The sequence below is a fragment of the Flavonifractor hominis genome (genome assembly GCF_040095835.1).
In the GTDB taxonomy this organism is placed as follows: Bacteria; Bacillota; Clostridia; order Oscillospirales; family Oscillospiraceae; genus Flavonifractor; species Flavonifractor hominis.
In genome coordinates this window covers 1-22,713 of the sequence record NZ_JBBMFT010000001.1, presented here as the reverse complement: position 1 = coordinate 22,713, position 22,713 = coordinate 1, and the positions used below count along the sequence as shown (strand labels likewise).

General features: G+C 54.7%; 17 protein-coding genes and 5 tRNA genes. 6 read left to right on the top strand and 16 right to left on the bottom strand.

The window, feature by feature from the left end; translation table 11 throughout:
- Positions 1-40: 40 nt before the first annotated feature.
- A tRNA-Leu gene (locus WMO45_RS00110) sits at positions 41-128 on the bottom strand.
- Between the two features lie 3 nt (positions 129-131).
- Positions 132-217 (bottom strand) — tRNA-Leu (locus WMO45_RS00105).
- 175 nt (positions 218-392) lie between these two features.
- Here WMO45_RS00105 and WMO45_RS00100 point away from each other — a divergent pair.
- Positions 393-469, top strand: a tRNA-Pro gene (locus WMO45_RS00100).
- Positions 470-644: 175 nt separating this feature from the next.
- On the opposite strand, the gene WMO45_RS00095 is transcribed toward WMO45_RS00100, so the two are convergent.
- The 10 genes from WMO45_RS00095 to WMO45_RS00050 all read right to left on the bottom strand — a co-directional run bounded on the left by WMO45_RS00095 (position 645) and on the right by WMO45_RS00050 (position 14,520).
- A complete protein-coding gene (locus WMO45_RS00095) occupies positions 645-1,682 on the bottom strand; it encodes an aldose epimerase family protein (protein ID WP_349138591.1) in 1,038 nt (345 codons plus the stop codon).
- 3 nt (positions 1,683-1,685) lie between these two features.
- Positions 1,686-3,185, bottom strand: coding sequence for a UDP-glucose--hexose-1-phosphate uridylyltransferase (gene galT / locus WMO45_RS00090; RefSeq protein WP_349138590.1), 1,500 nt, complete (start codon positions 3,183-3,185; stop codon positions 1,686-1,688).
- Positions 3,186-3,187: 2 nt separating this feature from the next.
- Positions 3,188-4,180, bottom strand: coding sequence for a UDP-glucose 4-epimerase GalE (galE, locus tag WMO45_RS00085; protein WP_349138589.1), 993 nt, complete (start codon positions 4,178-4,180; stop codon positions 3,188-3,190).
- A gap of 42 nt (positions 4,181-4,222) precedes the next feature.
- On the bottom strand, positions 4,223-5,509 hold the full coding sequence (locus WMO45_RS00080; protein WP_349138588.1) for a galactokinase: 1,287 nt from the start codon (positions 5,507-5,509) through the stop codon (positions 4,223-4,225).
- A 192-nt stretch (positions 5,510-5,701) separates the two neighbouring features.
- Positions 5,702-7,363, bottom strand: a complete 1,662-nt coding sequence (locus WMO45_RS00075; RefSeq protein WP_349138587.1) for an ABC transporter permease subunit — start codon at positions 7,361-7,363, stop codon at positions 5,702-5,704.
- 16 nt (positions 7,364-7,379) lie between these two features.
- Positions 7,380-8,888: a sugar ABC transporter ATP-binding protein gene (locus tag WMO45_RS00070; protein WP_349138586.1), complete on the bottom strand. Its 1,509-nt coding sequence runs from the start codon at positions 8,886-8,888 to the stop codon at positions 7,380-7,382.
- Between the two features lie 189 nt (positions 8,889-9,077).
- Positions 9,078-10,379, bottom strand: a complete 1,302-nt coding sequence (locus WMO45_RS00065) for a substrate-binding domain-containing protein (protein WP_349138585.1) — start codon at positions 10,377-10,379, stop codon at positions 9,078-9,080.
- Positions 10,380-10,566: 187 nt separating this feature from the next.
- The gene (locus WMO45_RS00060; protein WP_349138584.1) at positions 10,567-11,535 is read right to left on the bottom strand and encodes a substrate-binding domain-containing protein; all 969 of its coding nucleotides are present in this window, start codon (positions 11,533-11,535) and stop codon (positions 10,567-10,569) included.
- The gene (locus tag WMO45_RS00055; RefSeq protein WP_349138583.1) at positions 11,522-13,240 is read right to left on the bottom strand and encodes a cache domain-containing sensor histidine kinase; all 1,719 of its coding nucleotides are present in this window, start codon (positions 13,238-13,240) and stop codon (positions 11,522-11,524) included. Before WMO45_RS00055 ends, WMO45_RS00060 begins: the two co-directional genes overlap by 14 nt.
- Complete coding sequence (locus tag WMO45_RS00050) at positions 13,237-14,520, bottom strand: response regulator (protein ID WP_349138582.1); 1,284 nt, start codon at positions 14,518-14,520, stop codon at positions 13,237-13,239. The genes WMO45_RS00055 and WMO45_RS00050 overlap by 4 nt, the downstream gene beginning before the upstream one ends.
- Positions 14,521-14,687: 167 nt before the next feature.
- Between WMO45_RS00050 and WMO45_RS00045 the strand changes: the two genes are divergently transcribed.
- Together WMO45_RS00045 and proC are read left to right on the top strand one after the other, a co-directional pair.
- A complete protein-coding gene (locus WMO45_RS00045) occupies positions 14,688-15,269 on the top strand; it encodes a hydrolase (RefSeq protein WP_349138581.1) in 582 nt (193 codons plus the stop codon).
- 31 nt (positions 15,270-15,300) lie between these two features.
- On the top strand, positions 15,301-16,092 hold the full coding sequence (gene proC / locus WMO45_RS00040) for a pyrroline-5-carboxylate reductase (protein ID WP_349138580.1): 792 nt from the start codon (positions 15,301-15,303) through the stop codon (positions 16,090-16,092).
- 127 nt (positions 16,093-16,219) lie between these two features.
- On the opposite strand, the gene WMO45_RS00035 is transcribed toward proC, so the two are convergent.
- Positions 16,220-16,699, bottom strand: coding sequence for a hypothetical protein (locus tag WMO45_RS00035; RefSeq protein WP_349138579.1), 480 nt, complete (start codon positions 16,697-16,699; stop codon positions 16,220-16,222).
- Positions 16,700-16,859: 160 nt separating this feature from the next.
- Positions 16,860-18,506 (bottom strand): Na/Pi cotransporter family protein, encoded by a 1,647-nt coding sequence (locus WMO45_RS00030; protein WP_349138578.1) that lies wholly within the window; start codon positions 18,504-18,506, stop codon positions 16,860-16,862.
- A gap of 236 nt (positions 18,507-18,742) precedes the next feature.
- Here WMO45_RS00030 and WMO45_RS00025 point away from each other — a divergent pair, with 236 nt between their 5' ends.
- Positions 18,743-20,449, top strand: a complete 1,707-nt coding sequence (locus WMO45_RS00025) for a CvpA family protein (RefSeq protein ID WP_349138577.1) — start codon at positions 18,743-18,745, stop codon at positions 20,447-20,449.
- 45 nt (positions 20,450-20,494) lie between these two features.
- Here the strand turns inward: WMO45_RS00025 and WMO45_RS00020 are convergent, their stop codons facing one another.
- Entirely contained in the window at positions 20,495-21,868 is a 1,374-nt protein-coding gene (locus WMO45_RS00020; protein ID WP_349138576.1) for an alanine/glycine:cation symporter family protein, read from the bottom strand.
- 140 nt (positions 21,869-22,008) lie between these two features.
- On the opposite strand from WMO45_RS00020, the gene WMO45_RS00015 reads away from it, so the two are divergent.
- Positions 22,009-22,096, top strand: a tRNA-Ser gene (locus WMO45_RS00015).
- A gap of 37 nt (positions 22,097-22,133) precedes the next feature.
- Positions 22,134-22,224 (top strand) — tRNA-Ser (locus WMO45_RS00010).
- Positions 22,225-22,459: 235 nt separating this feature from the next.
- Here WMO45_RS00010 and WMO45_RS00005 read toward each other — a convergent pair.
- The coding region (locus WMO45_RS00005; protein WP_349138575.1) for an S-layer homology domain-containing protein at positions 22,460-22,713 on the bottom strand (254 nt) is incomplete at its 5' end.

Genomic DNA, 22,713 nt, shown 5'->3' with positions numbered 1-22,713 from the left:
CTAATGAAGAAGGACACGCTATATAGCGTGTCCTTCTTTATGGTGCGCGAGGCGGGACTTGAACCCGCACGTGCGTAATGCACACTAGAACCTGAATCTAGCGAGTCTGCCAATTCCACCACTCGCGCATATGGTGCGGATGACGGGACTCGAACCCGTACGGCCATGGGCCACTAGCACCTCAAGCTAGCCAGTCTACCAGTTCCAGCACATCCGCAAATGCAGCTTCAAAAGACTGCTTGATTATTATAGCGGTCACAGCTATATTTGTCAACATATATTTTCCCATTCTCTTCAATTTTAAGTCTTCCGGTTAATTTTAAAAAATATCAAAATTTACCCTTGTATTTTATGGCCATCCATGGTATAGTGTTAATGTTACAATGTAATTTCCGGGTGTGGCGAAGTTTGGTATCGCGCTTGAATGGGGTTCAAGAGGCCGCTGGTTCGAATCCAGTCACTCGGACCAAAATGGTTGTCCGGACGATATGATTCCATTGGATCATATCGTCCGGACTTTTTATTTTATCTATCCATGTCGTTTTTCATATTCTATACGATTCGCGCCATCTATAAGAAGTACTATACCTACAATTATAGAACAGACGAAGCATCGCTATGGATACTCCGTCTGTCAACCGAATTCAAAAAGATGTCACCCGATAGGCGGTCCGCTGATGGTAGCTCTCTCCCGCCCGAAGGACCACATTTGGAAACTGTGGATGGTGCACCGCATCCGGCCAAGCCTGGGTTTCCAGGCAAAAGGCCGACCTTGGTCCATAGGAGGCACCTTCTTTTCCCGGTGTACCATCCAGATAGTTAGCAGTATAGAGTTGAAGCCCCGGCTGGGTCGTATAACACTCCAGACACAGCCCACCGCCGGTGACCCGGGCAGCCAGGTGCATGGGCGAACGAGGCTGACAACTCAGGATAAAGTTGTGGTCGTACCCATTCCCCAGTGTTAGCTGGGGGTGTTCCATGGCTAAGCCCTGGATAAACTCCATTGGTTGACGCAGGTCAAAAGGCGTATTCTCTACCAGCAGCAATATTCCGGTAGGCGTACTGTTTTCATCGGTTTCCGTAATAGCATCGGCCCAGATTTGAATCTGCTGGCCTTTTAGAGAGCCACAGGCATGGCCCAGCAGATTAAAATAGCTGTGATTCGTCAGATTGCAGAGGGTATCGGCGTCGCTCTCGGCCTGATAGTCCAAAGTGAGCACTCCGTCGGCCGTGAGGGTATAGGTTACACGCACCTGCAACCTGCCCGGAAAGCCCTCCTCCCCGTCTGGACTAACGTAACTGAGCACTAAAGCTCCATTCTCCTCCCGGGCCTGCCACACCGCTTGATTGAAGCCGCGGATCCCTCCATGGAGACAATTTGGGCCGTTGTTGGCTGCCAGAGGGTAGGTCGTTCCATTCAAGTCAAAGGAGGCTCCGCCGATCCGGTTGGCCACCCGTCCCACCAAGGCGCCCAGGTACTTGTCCTGCGCCTCGTACTCCGCCAGAGTTTCGCACCCCAGTACGATGTCCCGCTCTCCCTCACCGGCAGGGACGGTAAAAGAACGGAGAATACCACCATAGGTCAGCACCTGGGCGGCATACCGGCCGGCCCGAAGGGTCCAGAGCTCCACTTCCCGCCGGTCGGCAGTCAGTCCGAAAGGTTGCCATATCAGTTCCGCCACAGTTTACACCTGCCTCAAGAAGCGGAGGAAAGCCTCTTTGCCCTCGGTCGTGCGGGCATACACACCTGCATGCTCCAACACTTTGGCAAAGACCAGGCCAGTCTCCTTGTATACAAGGTCCAGGGCATTGTCCCTGGTAATGGTATACTTATCCTTAAATCCCTCTGCCCAGCTGGCATGCGACTCTGTCAGCGGGTCTGTCCGCAAGTCCTCGCCCTTCACCAGCTTCTCCGCTACAGTAGCCAGCTCCGTTTTCAGGCGGGCGGGGAGCACCGCCAAACCCATGACCTCGATGAGTCCGATGTTTTCCTTCTTGATGTGGTGGAGCTCGGCGTGGGGATGATACAATCCCAGAGGATGTTCCGGGGTAGTCAGGTTGTTGCGCAGCACCAGGTCCAGTTCGTAGTCACTCCCCCGCCGCCGGGCAATGGGAGTAATGGTATTGTGGGGCTCCCCGTCGGTCTCGGCTAGAATCATAGCACTCTCATCGGTATAGCTCCGCCAGGACAACAGGATACGGTTGGCTAGCTCCACCAGCCGTGCAGGGTCGGCGCAGGTCAGGCGCACCACAGACATGGGCCACTTGACGATGCCTGCGCGCACATCCTTATAACCCGGAAAGTCAAATTCGGTTTCCACCGGTGCTCTCTCCATGGCGAACGTATACCGGCCGCCCTGGAAGTGGTCATGGGCCAGGATAGAGCCGCCCACAATGGGCAAATCGGCATTGGAGCCCACAAAGTAGTGCGGGAACTGCCCCACAAAGTCCAGCAGCTTGCCGAAACAGGCCCTGTCGATCTTCATAGGGGTGTGTACCTTGTTTAGGCAGATACAATGCTCATTGTAGTACACATAGGGGGAGTATTGCAGAAACCAGGGCGAGCCGTTGATGGTAATGGGGACGATGCGGTGATTTTGTCTGGCAGGATGATTCACCCGGCCGGCGTAACCCTCATTTTCTGCACACAGCTGGCACCGCGGATAGGCAGCGGCGGGCAAATTACGGGCTGCCGCGATGGCCTTGGGATCCTTCTCCGGCTTGGAGAGATTGATCGTGATGTCCAACTCACCATACTCGGTCTCTACCTTCCACTGCACATCCTTCGCAATACGATCTCGGCGGATGTAGTTGGTATCCTGGCTGAATTTGTAGTACCAGTCGGTAGCCTTTTGAGGAGACTCCCGGTATAGAGCCTGAAACTTCTCAATCACCTGGGCAGGCCGGGGGGTAAGCGCTCCCATAAGCTTGGTATCTAAAAGATCCCGGTAGGTAATGGTGTTCTCCTTCAGTACACCCCGCTCCGCAGCGTCGTCCAGCAAGGCCTCCAGCACAGCAGGCAGCTCGCCCTCTGCCACAGCGGGCAGCTCTTCTGGCAGGATGCAGCCATCTAGCTCCAGAGCTTCCAACAATGCGTTGGCTGCCCATAGCTTCTCCGACGGCTGGATCAGCTCTTGATCCAGCGCATAGGACAGCAATTTGGCAATGGCCTGGTCACGCTCCATGCTCATCCCTCCTCAAAGCCATGGGGATGGTCCCTATGCCAGGCCCAGGCCGTGGCCACGATGGTAGATAGATCGTTATACTTGGGCTTCCAGCCCAGCACCTGGACAGCCTTCTCAGAGGAGGCAATGAGCTGCGCAGGATCTCCTGCCCGCCGGGGTGCCATCTTGGCCGGGATGGGGTGGCCGGTGACGGAGCGGGCCACATCGATGACCTCCTGTACCGTAAAGCCCACGCCGTTGCCCAAGTTGAACACGTTGTTCTCTCCGCCGGACATCAGGTAATCCAGAGCCAGAATGTGGGCCTGGGCCAGGTCGGTGACGTGGATATAGTCTCGAATGCAGGTACCGTCCTTGGTGGGATAGTCGTTGCCAAACACGCTCACCGCCTCGCGCTGGCCATTGGGCACCTGCAGGATGATGGGAATCAAGTGGGTCTCCGGATCGTGGGCCTCCCCGATCTTTCCCGAGACATGTGCGCCGCAGGCGTTGAAGTACCGCAGGGCCACATACTTCAGCCCGTGAGCCCGGGACACCCAGCCCATCATGTGCTCCATAGCCAGTTTGGTCTGGCCATAGCAGTTGGTGGGGATGGTCTTGTCATCCTCCAGAATAGGTACCCGCTCCGGCTCACCGTAGGTGGCGGCGGTGGATGAGAAGACAATCTTGTCCACCCCGTGAGCTACCATGGACTGGAGGAGCACCATGGTGCCATAGAGGTTGTTGTCATAATACTTCAGGGGATCGGACATGGACTCCCCCACTTGCGAGGAAGCGGCGAAGTGAATCACTCCGTCGATCTTTTCCGCCTGGAACAGGGTATCCAGAGCCCCCCGGTCCCGGATATCCAGCTGATAGAACTTGGCCTTGGGGTGGACAGCAGCCTTAAAGCCGGTCTGCAGATTGTCAGCCACCACCACCTCACGTCCGGCGTCAATCAGCTCATATACCGTGTGGGAGCCAATGTACCCAGCTCCACCTAATACCAAAATCGCCATAGAAAATGTGCTCCTTTCTCATCCAACAATTCGCTTAAACACTCAGCCCCAGAGTACGGTGCCGCCTACGGGACGAATGGACAGCACGTGGCAGCTGCCCGTTCCCAGCACGGCTTCCACCTGGGTCTGGAACTCTTTCAGGCTGTCCAAAGGGACAAACGCCTGGATGGTACCAGCGAAGCCGCCGCCATGGACCCGACAGGCCCCCCGTCCCGCCAGAGCGCGCTCCGCCACAGTCAGAGCTACCGCCATGGCCTGCTCGTTTACCGCCCCGGCAGGCGTGATATCCTGCAGCAGTTCCCAGGAGGAGCGGCCGGACTGGTTTACCAGATCCAGGAATGCATCAAAGTCACCCTTCTCCAGAGCATCGGCCTGCTGTCCCACCCGCTTGTCGTCGTCAAAGAAGTGGAGGGCCCGGAGCACTGCCCGGTCACCCACCGCCCGACGCAGTTGAGGCAGTTCTTTCAGCACGTCGGTTTCCTTCACTTCCCGCAGCACGGTTTTACCGAAAAAGGCCGCCACCGCGCCCATCTCCTGAGGAACCGCCGCATATTCCGCCGTCAAATCGGCATGGCTGGCCCCAGAGTCGATGATACACAGGGCGTAGCCCTCCTTGGTCAGATCCACCGTCATACTCCGTACCACAGGGGAGGAAGGGTCGGCAAAATCGATGGCTACCGCGCCCCCCACCGAGGAGGCAGTCTGGTCCATCAGGCCGCTTGGCTTGCCAAAGAACACGTTTTCCGCTTTCTGGCCCATTTGGGCAATGACCACCGGGTCCAGCTCGTCAGAGCAGAACAGGTGGTTCTCAATGACTCCCAGCAGTACCTCACAGGCCGCCGAAGAGGATAATCCAGAGCCAGGCAGCACATCAGAAACTGCGTATACATCAAACCCCGCCACAGGGTAACCCCGTTGTGCGGCCTGAGCCGCCATCCCCCGCACCAGGGCGGCCGTGCTCTCCCTTTCGTCCTGCTTTGGCTCCAGGGTGTCCAGTTCCACCTCCACCATAGGCCAGCCCTGAGACTGGAAGCGGATGGTGTTCGTTCCATTGGGAGCAGCACAGGCCAGGAAATCCAGATTCACCGCCGCAGCCAGCACACGTCCATGCTGATGGTCCGTATGGTTACCGCAGATTTCCGTACGGCCCGGAGCAGAACACAGGGCCACGGGAATCTCTTCCCCTACTCCAAACGTACGCTGAAACCCGTCCAGCACTTCTTCCACCCGCTGCCGGGCATCAGCCGGGTTCCCATACTGAAGGTGTTCCAGAATCCCGTCCAGTTCTCCGCACGCCAACCCTCTGCGTACAGCCCCCAAATCTTTCATGGTCATCCACTTCCCTTTTCCGCCCCAGCACACCGCCGCCGGTATATCCAGAGGCTTTTTGTTTCATCATAGCATATTGTCCATCGAATGAAAAGTGCTCTTTACGCCTTGAGAATCAAAGAAAAGTCGCCGCAAGGCAGGCGGATCTAACGCCTTGGCCTTGCAGCGACTTTCCGCTCCATCTGAACGTTTTTACTTCTTCTGCACGTACTTCAGGCAGTCCAGCATAACGGCAACCAGAATAATGATGCCGGAGAACACGAACTGCAGGTTGGTATCAATACCAAGCGTGGTAAGAGAATACGTCAGAGCAGTAAAGATAAACACACCCACCACGACACCGGAGATCTTACCGATGCCGCCGGTAAAGGAGATGCCGCCCACCACGCAGGCTGCGATGGCGTCCATCTCCCAGCCCTGGCCGTATGCCGCGGAGCCGGAACCGAACATACGCAGGCACTCCAGCCAAGAGCCAAATCCATACAGGATACCGGCCATGATAAAAGCGCCTACCGTAACCCAGAAAACGGAGATACCGGAAACAGAAGCCGCCTCCGGATTCCCGCCTACTGCATACAGGTTCTTACCAAAGGTCGTCTTGTTCCAGATGAACCACACAACAACGACTGCCGCCACCGCCCACAGGATGATGGTGGGGAAATTGTTGATCCGGGGAATGATCATATTGGGGATTCTGGAGTCGATGGCACCAAAGGAGACGCCTTTGGTAGAGTAGGTCACCAATCCAAAGATCACCAGCATGTTGGCCATGGTGGAAATGAAGGGGTGCATTTTAAATTTAGCCGTAAAGAATCCGGCGATGGTCGTAAAGATGGTACACAGTACGATGCACACCACCAAAGCCAAAATCACCCGTCCGATCACCGGCACACCGGTGAAATCAAAAACATGGCCGAACACCGAACCGGTATTAGCACCCTGGTGCATGATAATGGTGGCCGCCGTCATACCCATGCCCACCATACGTCCAATGGACAGGTCCGTACCGGCCAGCAGGATGAGTCCGGCCACACCGAGGGCCAGGAACATTCTGGGCGAGGCCTGCTGCAGGATGTTCAACACGTTGTTCACGGTCAGCAGCTGTACATTCGGCCCTTTTATAATAGGTGTGATGATACAAAGCGCGACAAAAATGATGATGATGGCAATATACAGGCCGTTCTTCAGCAGGAAGTCCCGTCGATTGAACGTATACTTGTAGTTCTCCCACTTCTGTGCCATGGCTTCACCAAAGGTGAACTTGGACATGCGCAGCAGATCGATCAGATGGTACTTATGATCAAAGGCTGCGTGCTGCCGGTCCTTGACCTCCTGAAGGGCCTTTGTCCGCTGCATCTTGGCATCAAACAGACGGTTCTTGTGGACATACTTCTCGTCCTTGATCTCACGCGGATCACTCAGCTTGGATACCGTAGCCTGGTGCTCTTTCTCCAGCTGAGCCACTGCTGCCTGATAATTTTGTTCGGCGAGCACCTTTTCTTCCCTGCAGCTGGCCACCACCGACTGATAATAGTCCGTGTTGAAATGGGCTTTCAGATAGCTTTCCGCGTCAGAAATCAGCTTTGCGATCTGGTCTTTGTTCTTGCTCTCCACCGCTTTGGCTGTTTCCAGCTCCTTGGTCAGTGCCTGGAGTTTTTCCGCCTTCTCCTGTGCCGTATAAATACGGTCCCGTTTCAAAGCGTCAATTGTATTCTGAATCTCAATGACCTTGTCGGTACCATCCGCCCGCAAAGCGTTGACCTTCTCCTGAATGGCACCGACATATTCATCGATAGGCTGCCGGAGCTGCGCTTCCTGCTCAGCCGTAAGAATTTTTGTGTTATTTGCTACCATAAGCGTTTTCTCCTACTTACAGGTATTTTGCGCTAAGACGCAAAAGTTCTTCCTGATTGGTCTCTTTGGTGTTCACGATACCGGACAGGTGTCCATTGGACATCACGCCGATGCGGTTGGTAATACCCAGGATCTCAGGCATCTCAGAGGAAACCACGATGATGGTCTTGCCCTGTTTCGCCATTTGGATGATCAGTTCGTAGATCTCATACTTGGCTCCCACATCAATGCCGCGGGTTGGCTCATCCATCATAAAGACCTGGGGTTCCCGTTCCAGCCACTTGCCGAAGATGACCTTTTGCTGATTGCCGCCGGATAGACTGGTAATCATATCATCAGGCCCCATGCATTTGGTATGCATGACCTTGATTTCCTTATTTGTCGCCTTGACCATCTTGGGTGTGGACAGCGCCACGCCGGCCTTATACTGTTTCAAATTCGCAATCGTAGTATTAAAGGTGAGGTCACATTTTAGGAACAGTCCGTTGGCCTTGCGTTCCTCCGTGATCATGGCAAAGCCATGCTCAATCGCTTCCTTGGCGTTGCCGAAATTCATCAGCCTGTCTTTAAAATAGACACGCCCAGCCGCTCTGGTACGCACGCCAAAAATCGTTTCCAACAGCTCGGTGCGCCCGGCACCTACCAGGCCGTACAGGCCAAAAATCTCTCCTTCCCTCACATCAAAGGAGATATCCTGCAGATGAGGGGCAAACTTGGTAGAGAGATGCTGAACGGACAAAATCGTCTCTCCCGGCTGATTGTCCACCGGCGGGAAGCGGCTCTCCAGAGAACGGCCCACCATGGCGGTAATCAGCTCGTTCATATTGGTCTCTTTCGACGGCTTGGTCATAACCAGATTGCCGTCCCGGAGCACCGAGATCTCATCGCAGATCTCAAAGATCTCATCCATCTTATGAGAAATGTAGATGAGCGCGATGCCCTGTTCTTTCAGCATCCGCATCATCTCAAAGAGCTTGTTTACTTCCTGCACCGTCAGGGAGGAAGTCGGCTCATCAAGAACGATCACCTGAGAATTGTAGGAAATTGCTTTGGCAATCTCACACATCTGCCGCTGCGAAACCGACATATTCCGCATGGGCTGAGTTAGATTGACGGTCATTCCGAGCTTACGGAACAGCTCGGACGCTTTTTTCTTCATCCTGCCTTCGTCCACAACACCGGCGGAGTTGGTCGGATACCGTCCAAGGAAAAGGTTATCGATCACATTCCGCTCCAGGCACTGATTCAGTTCCTGGTGCACCATGGCGATCCCGTTTTCCAGAGCGTCTTTGGGACCAGAGAAGCTGATTTCCTTGCCGTTTAAGAAAATCTTTCCCTCGTCCTTCTGATAAGTACCGAACAAACACTTCATCATCGTCGACTTGCCCGCGCCGTTTTCACCCATCAGTCCCATGACTGTGCCGCGTTTTATGTCCAGATTGATGTGATCCAGTACCCGGTTCCGGCCAAAGGACTTACTCATGCCGCGGATTGACAGGACAATATCATCTTTCGCATCTGCCATTCTTGTTACTCCCGTTATGCATACTAGCAGTTTCAGCGAAAAGCCTGATCCTGCCGGATTTTCCAAGTTAACTGCTGTTAGGGAGAATTCCTCCTCCCGAACGGGATGTGTTTTCTCCCGAACGGAGAATTCCTTCTCCCTAACAGCATACGGTTATTTCTTAACGGATGTCTAAGACATCCCGCCCAATCACTGGCTCAGCAGGCCGGTGTAAGAGGCGGCGTTGTCGGTCTTCACCATATTGATGGCGAAAGCGTCATAGGCGCTGGGGTTGCTCAGACGGTTGGTAATGTTGGACTCCGTCTGACCATCACCGGCGATATACTCCACGTTCAGGTTCAGCAGATCATCATACTTCTGCAGCAGAGGCTGATAAGTGGAACCCAGGAAGTTATCGGCAGAGTTATAGATGTTCAGCCACACATTCTTGGTGGGATGAGCGGTGGCATCCAGCTGGTTGGAAACAGGAGCATAGGTCACCGTAGAATCCATGAAGTCCTGATAGTTTTCCGCTGTAACCGCCACATTCAGTGCGTAGTAGGAGCGGGAAGCCTCGTCATAGTAGAACACGTCGCTGCCCAGCACATTACCCGCGTCATCCTCGGTGCCGATGCCGGTGTCGATGTCCACACCGTCCAGAGCATTGCGCAGCACACGCAGCGTCAGATAGGCCTGCACGTCAGCATGCTGGCTGATGGTGCCACCGTAGCCTTCCGCGATGGCGGCAACCGCGTCGGAGTTGGCGTCATAGCCGAAGGTGGGGACCTCGTTGGCCTTGGACCAGGCATTGAACATGGACATGCCCATGCCATCGTTGTTGGAGGCCACGATATCGATCTGATCACCGAAGGAGGAGGCCCAGGTAGCGATGGCGTTGCCGGCGGTAGCGGCATCCCACGTGGCGCCGGCGGAGTTCTTCATCTCCTGAGAGGCCAGCTCACGAACGGTGTAGGTCTTTCCGTTGATTTCCAGAGTACCGTCCTTTACAAAGGTGGAGGTACCGTCCACATTGGTTCCTACAGGGGTGCTGTCAATGACGTCGTCCGTCTCCACAGCAGTACCCAAAGCGGCACGGACGCCGCGGGTGCGGGCGATCGAGTCGTTGTGGCCGATATCGCCAATGGCCAGAACATAGCCGATGACGCCATCGCCGTTGCGGTCGATCTCAGCGCCGCTCTCAATGGCCTTGGTGATGTAGTCCAGAATCATGGTACCCTGCAGCTCGGCGCCCTGGTTGGCGTCGAATCCCACATAGTAGGTGTCTTCATTGAAGCTCAGCGCGGTCATGTCCAACTCGCCGGTGGAGCTGTTGGAAGGCTGGCGGTTAAACCAGACCAGGGGCTTATCCTTGTTGGCAACTGTGGTCGTCTCGCTGCCGCCGCTGCTGCTTCCCTGAGCGTCGGAAGGGGTAGAATCCGTGGTCGCAGAGCAGGCAACCAGGCTCAGCGCCAGCGTGGCTGACAGCGTCAATGCAAGTACCTTCTTTTTCATATCGATTCTCCTTTTTCCTCGCAATTTGAATAGATCACCTTACTTTGACCCATCCGTTCAAGTTCATTCTAGAAGAATTGATTTGGAAAAACAAGGTGAAAATTCACCGAAAGAAGGGCAAATTATTATGCGAACAGAACAATCTATAAAATTATAGGACGTACTTTTTATTCATTTTGACCAACTTCTACTGTTCAAAGGCAAACAGCGCTTTCTGACTGTCTATACTGAACAGATTCTCCCGGTCCACAATCTTGGTAGAGGTATCCACGGTTGCCTCCAACTCGCCTTCCTGTCCGGTCAGAAGCTTATAGGCGCTCTCCACACCAAGATAGCCCATGGCGTATGGATTCTGCACCACCAGTGCGTCCACAGCACCTTCCTGCAACGCATCAACGGTGACCACATTGGAGTCAAAGCCTACCAGAAAGACACGCTCAGAGTCCCCCAGTTCAGCCACAGCCTGGGCGGCCCCTACACTGGTGGGCTCATTGAATGCCAGAAGCACATCGATTTCGGGAAACTGTGTCAGAAGGGATACCGTATCCGTCTGAGCATGGCTGGCTTCCGCCAGAGTATTTATCACAGCCACAATCTCGGCCCGTCCGCTCTCATAAAACGCGTCTACCGCTCCCCGCTCCCGTTCCTGACCGTTGGCACTGCTGATGTCATAATTGACAATTCCAACATGCAGCGGACCCTCTACCCGTTCCAGTGCCGCCTGCGCCGCCATCCGGCCTGCTGCGTAGTTATCCGTGCCGATGTAGGTACTCACCATATCGGAATCCACGCTGCTGTCAATGGCCACGATCTTTACGCCTTCCCGGGCCGCCGCGTCAATGGCAGCTGCGTTGTTCTCGTAGTCGATGGCGGAAAATACGATCGCCTCCGCACCGGATTGCGCCGCCTCCGCAACCATCTGGTTCTGGGTTTCATAATCCTCTTCCGTCTCCGGACCGATGATGGTGAGCTTTAAATTGTACTCCGCTGCGGCGGTCTCGGCTCCGGCAAAAACCGAGAGCCAGAATTCCGTCTGCGTTGACTTGGCTACCAGCGCCACCGTATGCTGCTGGGTCGAGGGCTCATCTCCAGCACATCCGCACAGCATAAGACTCAGCAGTACTGCGCTGAGGACTATGTTTTTACTTTGCCTCATAGTCACCCTCCCGTATCTTCGGCATGCGGATCTCCACACAGGTACCCACATCCGGTTCACTGGTAATACGCAGCCCATAACGTCCGCCAAAATAAATCTTGAGGCGGTCGTTGACGTTTTTGATTCCAATACCGGTCCGGTCCCTGGGATCATGCTGCAGGATGGAACGCAGCTGTTCCTGGCTCATGCCCACGCCATTGTCCTGGACAAAAAATACGATGTCCGCTTCCTCCTGACATACCTTTACCCGAATCTCCCCCTCCTCTACCAGCAGATCCAGGCCGTGGTTGATGGCATTCTCAATGATAGGCTGCAACGTGATCTTGTTGCAGTAGTAGTCCAGGCATTCCGGATCCACGTCAAAGGTATAGGTAAATTGATTTTTGTAGCGGTATTTCTGGATCTGAAGATAACTCTCGGCGTGTTCGATCTCTTTGGCAATAGGAATCAGCTCATGTCCTTTACTGATGCTGATCCGGAACAGCCTGGCCAGAGCGTGCACCATTTTGACCGCATCCGCATTGCGCCCTTGTTCACACATCCAGGCAATGGAATCCAGCGTATTGTACAGGAAATGAGGATTGATCTGAGCCTGTAGAGCTTTCAGCTCCGTCTTGCGCAGATTGACCTCCTCCTCCCGGACCGTGGACATAAGCTGCTGGATCCGCAGCACCATATGGCCAAAGGAATCCGAAAGCTCCTGTACTTCCCGGGTCCCGCCCACCGGTCGGTAGGTAAAGCGGTCGGCATCGGTTTCAAAGCTCTCCATAGCCGCCGCCAGTCCCTGCAGGGGGCGGCCCAGCAAACTGGAGAGCAGCCAGCTGGTCAGAAGAGCCGCTGCCAGCACCACCGCCGCCAGCAAAACGGATAGCCGGAGCATCTCCCATACATTTCGGTTGACCAGCTCATCCACATAGCTGACGCCCACCACCCGCCAGTCACTGCCCGCTACACCGGTGATACAATAGATCACCGTGTCATCGGCGTAAGCTCCATCTTCCATACCCGCCAGGGAGGCGGTATCTTCCTTCTTCAATCCCGCATACAGCAGCTGCTGCTGAGGGTGATATACGATACCACCGTCTTTGTCCATAAGAAAGCAATAGCCCCGCTGGCCAATGCTGACGTTGTTGATGTAACTGGAGATCCCGGAAAAGCTCAGATCCAGGGATACCCATGCCGCTTCTCCCTCTCCGGACAGCGGCGCTGTCATGGTCACCACCCAGGGATAGTAGCCCTCAAACAGAGTTGTCACATGAGGTGCCGTCATGTAAGGCCCCTCTGAAGCACGGGCTCTCTCCAAATCAAAGGAGAGATTCTGAAAGATCTGCTCCCTGGGCTCCCGTTTGGTGGCCCAGCAATCCAAAAGCGTGCCCTCTATGGAATAACTGGTCACCGCCACCACGTCGGGCCGAAAGTTCAAAAAGGCGGACAGCAGCTTGTCCCGACTGTCCGCACTCTCTGACATGGAGCGCTCCACCAACTCCATGGCCTGATTCATATCATTCAAATAATTTCCCACCGTGTTGGACACCTGAGACACAGCCTGAGCACTGGTGGTACGAGCGCTCTGTACCATGGCGCTGCGGTAGCGGTTGAGAAACAGGAAAATACAGCAGCACAGAATAACCGCAGCCATCCCTACCACCATGGAAACCAAGATGGTGGTAATGCGCAGCCCTGTTCGGGAAACATTCCCTTTCACAGCCCCTCCCCCACTTTCTCCACATCCAGCCTGCGCCGCATGGCATTGGGCGATTCACCGCAGTACTTTTTAAAACAGTAGCTAAAATAATGCTGATCGGTATAGCCGCACCGCTGGGCGACCTCCTGGATCCGAAGCGGGGTGGTAACCAACAGTTCCCGCGCCGCCTCCATGCGCTTGCGGATCAGGATATTGATAAAGGTCTCGCCAGTATATTTTTTGATACAGGCACTCAAGTGATTCGGGCTGACATCCAGCATGCCGCTCAGAGACACGAGAGAGAGGTTGGCGTTCATATAGTGCTGATCCAGTGCATCCAACGCCCGTCTGCACAGCAGGCTGCCTCCCTTGACCGCAGGGGTCAGATCCCGAATAAATTGTGGCCCCCCCTCACTCCGGTCCCCCTGCCGAAGGGCCTCCATGGCCTCCCGATAGGCATCGTGCAATGCGGTCAGCGACCGTACCATACGACTGACCCCAATGCGGCAGCACACACCCAATACCCGGGCGGCCATTTGCGGGATCTCATCAGCCAGAATGTGCAAATACTCTTCAAAGTCCGACGGATTGCCGAGCAGCACTGAAATGACCTTTCCAGAGGCAAAGAAGCTGACACTGCGCAGATATTTGCAGGCCAGACGGTCCACCGGCGCCACAAAAGAGGGCGCGGTACAGTTGCCCCCGTCCTCCTTCAACAGGGTGGATACCATAACGGTGTAGCAAGGTCTGTCCTGCAGATCTCGCAGCAGACCACACTGCCGGGCATAGGCCTCCACCCTGGCCTCCCCCTCCGGCTCGGCGTATTCATCCAACACCAGCGGCATCAGCATGGCCGCCTTCGTGTCCTGCCCGTCGCCTCCCGGCGCTGCCTGCCGGAACATGGCAAACCGAGCATCGATCTTCTGACGGATGGTACGCAGCTCGGCCCCCAGTCCCTCCAGTGTCAGGGGCTTGAGCATGTAGCTGATGATGTTGTACTGGATGGCCTGTTTGGCGTACTCAAAATCATCATAACCGCTCAAAAACGCGATGTTGGTGGCCGGCCGTACCTCCCGTACCTGCCTGGCCAACTCAATTCCGGAAATGAATGGCATCCGGATATCCGTGAGCAGCAGGTCCGGTTCATGTTTTTCCACCAACTGCAGGGCATCCAATCCGTTGCTGGCACTTCCCACCAGGCAGAAACCGTACTCCTCCCAGGGGATCATGGTGCATACCGCTTCTCTCAGTTCATCTTCATCGTCGGCAACGATCACGGTGTATAGCATCTTTGCGGCCATGGCGGTTCCCGTCCTTTCTCCACCGTCCTCCGGATCCGTTTGGTTTCATTATACCAGATATCCTACCGCCTCACAATTGTTTCTTGGGCACGCCTTGCGTCCCCTTTACAACCACTTCCAGGCTGTGCTATGATAAAGTATCGCTGATATGAGGAGGCGTCCAACATATGGAGCTGACACGGGAGCAGGCCCTGGACCTGCTCAAGCAGTATAACAAGGAGCCCTTTCATCTGCGCCACGCGCTGACGGTGGAAGCTGTGATGGGCTGGTTTGCCAAGCAGTTGGGCTATGGAGAACAGGCAGATTTCTGGTCCCAGGCCGGCCTGCTTCATGATCTGGACTTTGAGCAGTATCCGGAAGAGCACTGCGTCAAGGCTCGGGAGCTGATGGAAGGTCTGGACCTGGACCCCGCACTCATCCATGCCGTGGTCTGCCACGGCTGGGGTATGACAAAGTGCGATGTGCAGCCCGAACACGAGATGGAGCGTGTGCTTTTTGCGGTAGACGAGCTGACCGGTCTGATCGGTGCGGCGGCGCTGATGCGCCCGTCCAAAAGCGTACAGGATATGGAATTGTCCAGTCTGAAAAAGAAATTTAAGGACAAGCGTTTTGCCGCGGGCTGCTCCCGCGAGACCATCGCCCAAGGCGCCGAACTGCTGGGCTGGGAACTCAATGACCTGTTGGAGCGCACCCTGCAGGCCATGAAGGATTGCGAGGCCGATATCGAAGCGCAGTGCAGTGCGCTGTGATTCATTTATAACAGAAAGAGAGGCACATTCGATGAGTATTTCCTGGAACGTAGGCTTTATTGGCTATGGCAACATGGCCCAGGCCATTGCCAAGGGTCTGGTAGCCACCGGTACATGCGCTCCGCAGCAAATCTATGCCTGCGCAGCCCACTATGACAAACTGCAGCAAAATGCCGCTCTGCTGGGTATCCATCCGGAAAAGAGTGCGGAAGATGTGGTCCGTCACTCCGACTGTGTGGTACTGGCAGTCAAGCCCTATCTGATTGAAAGCGTGGTAGCTCCCATCGCCTCCCTTCTGGGTGACAAGGTAGTCATCTCCATCGCTTCCGGTCTTTATTTTGAGGATTACGAGGCCCTTTTGCCCGCCGGTACCCATCACATCAGCACCCTTCCAAACACCCCCATCGCCGTGCAGGAGGGTACGCTGCTCTGTGAGGACAAGCATTCCCTCTCTCCTGAGGAATTCCAGCAGTTTACCCAGATGTTTGAGCGGATCGCACTCATCGAAGTGCTCCCCGCCAAGCTGGTCTCTGCCGCGGATACCATCAGCGGCTGTGCTCCCGCATTTACCGCCATGTATCTGGAGGCTCTGGCAGATGGCGCGGTCAAGCACGGCCTGCCCCGGGCTACCGCCTACCGTCTGGCTGCCCGGATGATCAGCGGCACGGGAAAGCTCTACCTGGAGAGCGGCACCCACCCCGGCGCTATGAAGGACGCCGTCTGTTCTCCCGGCGGCATCACCATCAAGGGCGTGGCCGCGCTGGAAAAAAGCGGATTCCGCGGTGCGGTCATCGGCGCCATTGACGCCATCAAGGGCCTGTAATTTCACAATTAAAGAACAGACAGGCGCTGCACCTACAGCGCCTGTCTGTTTTTCTATCTTTACGGGACCAGTTCCCCTAAATATATCCGCATCACCGCAGCATATGGCTCCATTAGAAAAAGGTCGATCAATGACGGAACGTCGAAGCGCCAATGGCGCCATCGCCAAGCTCGTGTGCTTCCCCGTACTGTTGGATATAAGCAGTCAAATCGCCCATAACCTGCGGCGGAAGGCTATAATATGCTTCCGACGTTTCTTCCGGTGCGGAATAGCCATTATACGCAGCCGCCATTCCGTCTGAATAAAATTCCACAATCCACAATTCAGCAAACCGGAGAATCAGCACCGGTTCCTCTGTTGGGACCTGTTTCTCTTGCTGCCATGCTCCAAAATCAAACAGAGCCGCAAATGCCTCCGAACCCTGCAATTCATAATACTCCTCTTCTGCCTTTACAAGAATATAGTCGTTGCTAGCGGCAGCATCGGACAAACCATCAATGGTAATCTTATCATTTAACGGTCTGAATAGAAAGGAAACGGCAACGCCCACCAAGCAGATCCCGAGCAATCCGGCGCATATCACCCCAATTTTCTTTGTTCTTGTCACTACGTTCCCCTCCAAGTTTTTGTAAAGCATAACACAGAAACACAGACATTTCTACCGCAAATCACAATGTCTTTAGAGATTTAAAAAGCTGCTGCAGGAAAACTCCTGCAGCAGCTTTTTGCTTGCCCGCCTCTGTCGGGCAGGATTTTATGATCGCCGGTCAGCTCTCGGTACCAATACCAGCCCGCTCCTGGGCAATATTCAAGGCATGGTCGCCGATCCGCTCAAAGTCGGTCAGCAGTTCCGAAAAAATGATGCACGCCTCATCCGAACAGATCCCGTCCCGCATGCGCGCCATCTGGTTGCGGCGATATTCCTCCGTCATGTCGTCCATTCTCTGCTCCAGCGCAGATACTTTGGTCAGCCATTCCATCGGCTGGATGTTCTCCTGCTGCAGCAGATCCAATGCCTCCAGACACACACTCTCCATGGTCCGGATCTCATTTTGTGCCTGCTCGGAAAAATGGATGTGCTTTTCCGACATCATCTGCGTGTACTCGCAGATATTCATTGCGTGGTCGCCAATCCGCTCAATATTGCCCGTGATCTTGAAGTAAGCGCTGATAGCGGCAGAATCCCGCTCATTGGTCTCGTGTACGATCACCTTGGAAATATACTGAGAGATCTCTTTGTTGAGGTAATCCAAATATTCCTCTGTGGCTTCCGCCCCTTCCAGCCGGGTAGGATCACACTTCAGCACCGCCTGAAATCCGGTGGCAATATTGCCTCGCGCCATCTCCAGCATCCGGTTGAGCTCCTGCCGGACCTGAGTGATATACATAGCCGAAAATCCAATAGGATGCTCCTGCTTGGTGTGGGTCGGCAGTGGCACAAGATAGGACAGGTGCATGCCCTCTTCCTGCTCTTCCTTCCGCTCAGGCAGGATATGCAGAGCAAGCTGCACCAGATACTTGCCAAAGGGCAGCAGCAGCAGCGTAGTGACAATATTGAACAGCGTGTGCATGTTTGCGATCTGCGCTGCGGGATTGGTAGGCGCCAAAGACTGCACAAAACTCGTCAGCGGTGTCGTCATACAGATAACCGTAAAGAGAATGGTGCCAAACACATTGAACATCAGGTGGATCACTGTGGCCCGCTTGGCGTTGCGGCTGGTCCCGATGGAGGCCAGAACTGCCGTGATACAGGTACCGATATTCTGACCGAAGAGCACATAGACCGCGCTGTCCAGTCCAATGACACCACTGATCGCCAGCGCCTGCAGAATGCCCACCGAGGCCGAGGAGGACTGGATCAGAGCCGTAAACGCGGCGCCTGCCAGGATACCAACCAGCGGATTAGAGAACGTGCTCACCAGTTCCACAAACGCCGGCCACTCCCGCAGCGGTTCCATGGCCGAACCCATCATCTCCATGCCGATGAACAGCACGCCAAGGCCAGCCAAAATATTGCCATAGTGATGGATCTGGGGTTTTTTCAGAAAGACCACCATTGCCACACCCACAAAGGCAAACAGAGGTGCCATAGCCCCCACATCCAACGCGATCAGCTGTCCGGTGATCGTGGTACCGATGTTGGCGCCCATGATGATCCACACCGCCTGCTGCAGCGTCATCATGCCGGAGTTAACAAACCCCACGACCATAACCGTGGTGGCCGAAGAGGACTGGATGACAGCGGTAATACCGGCGCCTACCAAAATCCCCAAAAAGCGGTTGGAGGTCAATTTCTCCAAAATGCTCTTCATCCGGTTACCGGCCGCAGCCTCCAGACCAGCGCTCATCATCTGCATACCATAGAGGAACAAGGCCAAACCGCCCAACAGCCCCAAAAGGATGCTCGTATTCATATTTACATTCATTCCTTCTCTTTACACACTTTTTTCTGATTCTATATGTTTTCCAGCAGTAGTATAGCGAATGTAAAGGAAACCGTCAATTGTCTTTACAAGAACTTTACAATCTTTTTCCCGCTGTCTTAATGTAATTTTAATCTGCTCCCCGCTCGCTATCCGTTGCCTTTGGACCTATTTTCGGCTATACTACAATTATTCCGTCCGGCCTTTCGGACCAAAGGAGAATGCATATGGAACGACCAGAAAAACGGTACAACGGCACAGTCAGAAACCTCTCGCCGGGAAAGATTCTGTTGAACCTGATTCTTACCGCTATAGTAGGACTCATCTATTTCTATGTGACTCTGCCGCCCATCAACCTGCAGTCAGGGGATTTCTACACATTTATTGGCGTGCTCTGTGTAGTATATGTACTTTTCGCTCTGATTACCTCTGGTATGGGCTTATCTAGAAACAACAACCCGGGCGATTACTTCCGGTTTGTTAAATCCCAGTGTCTGCCTGTAGGATTGCTGTTTCTCGCGCTTCTTCTGATTGCTTTGATCGGTTCCCTTATCTCCATGCCAATCTTCCGGGCCAGCGATTACCGTGAGCTTCTGACCGTGGAGGACGGCAGTTTTACCGACGATATTGCCGAGATCTCCTTCGACGAGATCCCTACTTTGGATGAGGGTTCGGCAGAGTATCTGGGAGACCGGCAGATGGGTACCCTCAGCGATATGGTCAGCCAGTTTGAGTACTCCTTTGACTCGACTCAGATCAACTATCAAGGCCGTCCGGTCCGGGTGGCCCCCATCGCATATGCCGACATCATCAAGTGGTTTACCAACCGTGCTCAGGGCCTTCCCGCCTACGTGGTGGTGGACATGGTGACCCAGGAGGCTACCGTCGTGCGGCTGGAGGAAGGGATGAAATACTCCTTCTCCGAACCGCTCAACCGCAATATCGTGCGGCATCTGCGCTTCCAATTCCCTACCTATATTTTTGGTACACCTCAGTTTGAAATCGACGAGGATGGCCGTCCCTGGTGGATTGCGCCCCGTATCGTCAAGACCATCGGTCTCTTTGGCGGGGCCGACATCCAGGGGGCTGTTCTGGTGGATGCCATCACCGGTCAGTGTACCTATTATGAGAAGGAAGAGATTCCCTCTTGGGTAGACAATGTCTACACCCCTGAACTCATCATGCAGCAGTACGACTACCACGGTACTCTGGTCAACGGCTTTATCAACTCCATTTTTGGCCAGCGGGACGTGACGGTCACCACCGCCGATTCCAACTATATCGCCATAAACGACGATGTATATATGTACACCGGCGTCACCTCCGCCAATGCCGACCAGTCCAATCTTGGTTTCCTGCTCTCCAACCAGCGTACCAAAGAGACCAAGTTCTATGAGGCCCCTGGTGCTACGGAAAAAGCCGCCCAGGCATCTGCCATGGGTGTGGTGCAGGATCTGGGTTATACAGCCACCTTCCCTCTGCTGCTCAATATCTCCGACCAGCCCACCTACTTTATCCCCCTGAAGGACAACACCAACCTGGTCAAAAGTTACGCCATGGTCAATGTTGCACAGTATCAGATCGTGGCCACCGGCGCTACCGTCTCCCAGTGTGAGCAGAATTATATTCAGCTGCTCAATAACCGCGGGCTGGTCAGCGCGGAAGAGCTGCCTACCACTCAGGTCTCCGGCGTCATTGATGATATCCGCTCAGCCGTAATGGACGGTAATTCTTATTACTTCATTCGCCTGCAGGGCGAGGCCGTCTACTACTCCATCTCGGCCGCCGACAGTCCCGTTGTGGTCATTCTTAACGTGGGTGACTCGGTCACTATCCAACACACACCCGCTGTAGAAGGGGCGGATAACTCCATTCTGGATGGCAGTACGATCACTCTGGACCGGGCTGCTCCAGCCCAGACCGACGCCGCATGATAAAAAACCACCGCACAGACAGAACGCTGTCTGTGCGGTGGTTTTTTATTGTGCGTTTACCCATGTTCGCAGCAGGCGCAATGCCTGGGGCGAGAGCAGTAAAATGGCACACAGATTGGGCAGGGCCATCAGACCGTTGAGCACATCCGTTAACTGCCACACAGCAGCTACGTCCCCCACACTTCCTCCCACAATGGCCAGAAGGAAGAGCGCCCGGTAAGCCCCCCGCCAGCGCATCCCTCCCAGGTATTCCAATCCACGTTCTCCATAATAGCTGCACCCCAGAAGGGACGTAAAGGCAAACAGCAGCAGACAAACTGATACCAGCACGCCTCCCCACCGCCCAAATACCGTTGCAAAGGCAGCAGCAGACAGGGGGGCCCCTACCATTGCGGGTTCCACCGCTCCTTCCGCCAGCGCTTTCAGCGCCTCCTCCGGCTGATAGACACCACTGGTCAGAATGACCAGCGCACTGACGGAACAGACCAGGATCGTCGCCACAAATACCTCAAAAATCCCCCACATTCCCTGCTCCGCCGGTTCTTTGACATTGGAGGCTGCATGAGCCATGGCAGAAGTCCCCATACCTGCCTCGTTGGTAAACACTCCCCTGGCCACACCGTAGCGCATGGCAGACGCCATACCATACCCTGCGCCACCGCCCAGAGCCGCTCTTGGGGTCAATGCCTCTGTTACGATACGCTCCAGCACCGAAGGAATCATCCGGGCGTGGCAAATCAGCACGATCAGTCCACCCCCCAGAAAAAGGGCGGCCATACAGGGTACCAGCTTCTCGCTCACCGCACCGATGCGTCCGATTCCTCCCAGAATGACGATTCCTGTAAGCAAAGCAGTCACGATACCTACCCCAAGCCGATCCCAGCCAAACGTAGCCTCCAGTGCTGCGGCGATGGAGTTGGACTGTACCATATTTCCTCCACACAACGAAGCTGCTATACAGCACACAGAAAACCAGGCCGCCAGGAACCGACTACCCAATCCGTGTTCCATATAGCACATAGGTCCGCCCTGCCACCCTCCATCCCGGCTGCGCTCCCGGTATCGTATTGCCAACGTTTTTTCCAGGCAGCCTGTCATCATCCCTAAAAAGGCCGACACCCACATCCAGAATACCGCACCTGGACCACCATAAAAAATTGCCGTGGCGACTCCAGCAATGGATCCTGTACCTATGGTGGACGCCAATGCTGTGGACAACGTCTGCAGCTGTGTAAGTCCCCCGCCCTTCCTCTGCCGCTGCCCCTTGAAAAGCGCCCCGGCTGTTACCCGCATCCAGAGCCGCCACCGGAATATCTGAAAAAATCCAGTACGCACCGAGGCATATAGACCCGTCAGCAAAAAGAGTCCCAGCAGCCACGGGTTCCAGATAAAATTCCCCAGCCGCTCCAGAAATCCCATGATCTCACCTCCATTTCACAGGTATGCGGACAGGGCACGGAAATAGAACATGCAATCCCCCATGCTTTTTTCAAAATATAGTTGACAACTGCAAAAATATATGGTATCATTCTTTTTGCATTTGGCCGGAGAGCGGACGTGGAGAGATGTCCGAGTGGTTGAAGGAACCGGTCTTGAAAACCGGCGATGTGGAAGCATCCGTGGGTTCGAATCCCACTCTCTCCGCCACATTTCTTCAACTGAAGAGTGCAAACGTATTCGGCATGCAGAAGTACCCAAGTGGCCGAAGGGGCTCCCCTGCTAAGGGAGTAGGGCGGGAAACCGTCGCGAGGGTTCAAATCCCTCCTTCTGCGCCAAACAAAAACCCTGTAACCTTACGGTTACAGGGTTTTTTGCTTCTCTATCGGATTCTATTATTTGTGGGAAGCAGTGTTTCTATCTTTTCAGCTCTCACTCTTTTAATCTATGACTATTTCATATTTTCCGCTTTCTTACCGTTTCTAAAATATAACTCAACGAATTTTCTGCATTTTAAAAAGAGCGGCCTCCGGATGATTCCGGAGGCCGCTCTTTTGTATTGCTTGGATGGTCTCAGCCGTTCTGCTCCTGGGTAAAGCGCATGAGCATCATGGCTACCTCAGCGCGGCTGGCGGTGCCCTGGGGATCCAGAGCCGAGCCGTTCTTGCCGGTGAGGATGCCCTCAGCCACCGCCCACTCCATGGCGTCCTGTGCCCAGGCGGACACGGAGGCGGCATCGGCAAAGCCGCTCAGGCTGCCCTCAGTGGCGGGGGAGCCGGCGTAGCGGTAGAGCATGACGGCCAGCTGCTCCCGGGTGATGGTGGCCT

What these genes read in the sequence shown, in the direction of transcription:
- galT (WP_349138590.1), bottom strand. Translation starts at nt 3,185, where the DNA reads ATGGAGCGTGACCAGGCCATTGCCAAATTGCTGTCCTATGCGCTGGAT.
- galE (WP_349138589.1), bottom strand. Translation starts at nt 4,180, where the DNA reads ATGGCGATTTTGGTATTAGGTGGAGCTGGGTACATTGGCTCCCACACG.
- WMO45_RS00080 (WP_349138588.1), bottom strand. Translation starts at nt 5,509, where the DNA reads ATGAAAGATTTGGGGGCTGTACGCAGAGGGTTGGCGTGCGGAGAACTG.
- WMO45_RS00075 (WP_349138587.1), bottom strand. Translation starts at nt 7,363, where the DNA reads ATGGTAGCAAATAACACAAAAATTCTTACGGCTGAGCAGGAAGCGCAG.
- WMO45_RS00070 (WP_349138586.1), bottom strand. Translation starts at nt 8,888, where the DNA reads ATGGCAGATGCGAAAGATGATATTGTCCTGTCAATCCGCGGCATGAGT.
- WMO45_RS00065 (WP_349138585.1), bottom strand. Translation starts at nt 10,379, where the DNA reads ATGAAAAAGAAGGTACTTGCATTGACGCTGTCAGCCACGCTGGCGCTG.
- WMO45_RS00060 (WP_349138584.1), bottom strand. Translation starts at nt 11,535, where the DNA reads ATGAGGCAAAGTAAAAACATAGTCCTCAGCGCAGTACTGCTGAGTCTT.
- WMO45_RS00050 (WP_349138582.1), bottom strand. Translation starts at nt 14,520, where the DNA reads ATGGCCGCAAAGATGCTATACACCGTGATCGTTGCCGACGATGAAGAT.
- WMO45_RS00045 (WP_349138581.1), top strand. Translation starts at nt 14,688, where the DNA reads ATGGAGCTGACACGGGAGCAGGCCCTGGACCTGCTCAAGCAGTATAAC.
- proC (WP_349138580.1), top strand. Translation starts at nt 15,301, where the DNA reads ATGAGTATTTCCTGGAACGTAGGCTTTATTGGCTATGGCAACATGGCC.
- WMO45_RS00030 (WP_349138578.1), bottom strand. Translation starts at nt 18,506, where the DNA reads ATGAATACGAGCATCCTTTTGGGGCTGTTGGGCGGTTTGGCCTTGTTC.
- WMO45_RS00025 (WP_349138577.1), top strand. Translation starts at nt 18,743, where the DNA reads ATGGAACGACCAGAAAAACGGTACAACGGCACAGTCAGAAACCTCTCG.
- WMO45_RS00020 (WP_349138576.1), bottom strand. Translation starts at nt 21,868, where the DNA reads ATGGGATTTCTGGAGCGGCTGGGGAATTTTATCTGGAACCCGTGGCTG.